General features: G+C 41.0%; 1 protein-coding gene and 3 tRNA genes. 1 reads left to right on the forward strand and 3 read right to left on the reverse strand.

From position 1 onward, the window contains the following. Positions 1-116: 116 nt before the first annotated feature. The 3 genes from AB4128_RS20650 to gltX form a co-directional block, all read right to left on the reverse strand. Positions 117-192 (reverse strand) — tRNA-Glu (locus AB4128_RS20650). Positions 193-277: 85 nt separating this feature from the next. Further along, a tRNA-Ala gene (locus AB4128_RS20655) sits at positions 278-353 on the reverse strand. Positions 354-458: 105 nt separating this feature from the next. After that, a complete protein-coding gene (gene gltX / locus AB4128_RS20660) occupies positions 459-1,868 on the reverse strand; it encodes a glutamate--tRNA ligase (RefSeq protein WP_372038802.1) in 1,410 nt (469 codons plus the stop codon). Positions 1,869-2,380: 512 nt separating this feature from the next. On the opposite strand from gltX, the gene AB4128_RS20665 reads away from it, so the two are divergent. Beyond that, a tRNA-Val gene (locus AB4128_RS20665) sits at positions 2,381-2,456 on the forward strand. Positions 2,457-2,505: the final 49 nt, after the last annotated feature.

Consider the following 2,505-nt stretch of genomic DNA (forward strand, 5'->3'; position numbering starts at 1 on the left):
CGAAGGGGACCCGGACTGCATTAGACTCTGCAAAGAGTGAATAACTCATTAAGTTCTGTAGGCTAAAACTTAACGCTTTTTTATTTTCTCGAAGTTCATCAAGAAAAAATAAATAGTGGTATCCCCTAGGGGATTCGAACCCCTGTTACCGCCGTGAAAGGGCGGTGTCCTAGGCCTCTAGACGAAGGGGACCCGGACTGGCGTTATACTCTACCAAAGAGTGAATAACTCATTAAGCTCTGTAGGCTAAAACTTAATGCTTTGATTTAAATATAATTGGTGGAGCTACACGGGATCGAACCGTGGACCTCTTCGCTGCCAGCGAAGCGCTCTCCCAGCTGAGCTATAGCCCCTCAACTATACTTAATGCATTTGGACATGCTGCAATAAATAATCACGTTGTGTCTCAACTGCGAGGCGCATTCTATGCAGCCTCGCCAAAAGTGTCAACTCGTTTTTTAAGAATTTATTCTATCTGCTACAAATTCAATCGCTTTGGATATTCTTTGTTCGCAACGAGCCTTTCCAACCAAAAATAAGGTTAAATCTACAGCAGGTGACATACCAGCGCCTGTAACGGCTACACGTAAAGGCATTCCGACTTTACCCATTCCCACTTCAAGTTCTGCAGCTGTATCTTCAATTGCTTGATGAATTGCTTCAACTGTCCACTCTGGTAATGCAGAAATTTTTTGCTGAATTAGCTTTAACGGCTCCATGGCTACGCCACGTAAATGTTTTTTAGCGGCATTTTCGTCAAAACCATCGAAGTCTTCGTAAAAGTAGCGGCTAGAAGCTGCTAACTCTTTCAAGGTTTTTGCTCTTTCAGATAATGCAGTAACAACTTCAGCTAATGCTGGGCCGTTTGCTGTATCAATTTTTTGGTCATCCATGTGCCATTGAAGATGCTTTGCTACATATTCTGGAGCAAGCTCCTTAATGTAATGTTGGTTTAACCAATTTAGCTTTTCAGTATTAAAGGCAGAAGCGGCTTTATTGATATCGTCTAGTTTGAATAGCGAAATCATTTCTTCCATCGAAAACACTTCTTGGTCGCCATGTGACCAACCTAAACGAACAAGATAGTTAAGCAGTGCTTCTGGTAAGTAACCATCATCACGATATTGCATTACACCAACAGCACCATGACGTTTTGACAATTTTGCACCGTCATCACCTAAAATCATCGATACATGAGCATATTCAGGTACTGGTGCACCTAATGCTTTAAGGATGTTAATTTGACGAGGGGTGTTGTTGATGTGGTCTTCACCACGTACAACGCAAGTGATACCCATATCCCAATCATCTACAACTACACAGAAGTTATAAGTCGGCGTACCTTCTGTACGGGCGATAATTAAGTCATCTAAAGTGTCATTAGCAAATTCGATACGACCACGTACATGATCATCAAATACCACACTGCCTTCTGTCGGGTTCTTAAAACGGATGACAAATGGTTCATCAGTATCACGAGGCTCAAGATCACGACAGTGACCATCATATTTTTGTGACTCACCATTCGCAGCTTGTTCTTCACGCATTGCTTCAATACGCTCACGGGAACAATAGCACTTATAAGCAGTACCTTCTTCTAGCATCTGCGCAATGATTTCGTTATAACGATCGAAACGTTTAGTTTGGTAATACGGACCTTCATCCCAAGTTAGTCCTAACCATTCCATTCCTTCAAGAATGGCTGCACATGCTTCAGGTGTTGAACGTTCAATATCAGTATCTTCTACACGTAAAACAAACTCGCCTTGGTTTGCGCGGGCATAAAGCCAAGAATAAAGTGCTGTTCGAGCACCACCTACATGTAAAAAGCCTGTTGGGCTAGGAGCAAAACGCGTCTTAGTTGTCATAATGGGACACTAACCTATTTCAAAAACGTCTATATAAAGACAGATATAATAAAGTGGGCGATATTCTATACCTAAACTACCTTATTATGCGAGTTTCACTTTTGATTATATAAGCTGGGTCGCTTTACTTAAGTGATATTATTCTTGTGAAGAAAAACTATAGCTAACAAGCGAATGTCTTGCAGCTTGAAGTTTACTAATTACTGAATGAGTTCTTGATTGCACAAGATAGATTTAATCTGGATAAAGCTCGGCGATTAAAATTAATGCTAAAGCTTAAATTCTTGATACAAGGTTAATGACGAAAGTAAGAAAAAGAAAAGACATGAAAGCTTATGATCCTAAGCACTTGCTTAATAATGCATCAAAAGGTTAAGTGTTCATGTCTGTTATGGGTTTAAAGCGTTTAACAATTCAGCAGTGTGCACGTTTTTAGCGCTGCTAAGCTTTGTTTCGTGAAAAAGTCGTTGACAGTATTTTGTTGCTCCCTATAATACGGCCCCACACAGCGAGGTCGATTAGCTCAGCTGGGAGAGCACCTCCCTTACAAGGAGGGGGTCACTGGTTCGAGCCCAGTATCGACCACCATTCTTTTTGTAAAGAATTAAAACATTATGAAATCCCAGGTCGATTAGCT

The organism is Shewanella sp. 10N.286.52.A9 (genome assembly GCF_041468985.1).
GTDB classification, from domain to species: domain Bacteria; phylum Pseudomonadota; class Gammaproteobacteria; order Enterobacterales; family Shewanellaceae; genus Shewanella; species Shewanella japonica.

What these genes read in the sequence shown, in the direction of transcription:
- gltX (WP_372038802.1), bottom strand. Translation starts at nt 1,868, where the DNA reads ATGACAACTAAGACGCGTTTTGCTCCTAGCCCAACAGGCTTTTTACAT.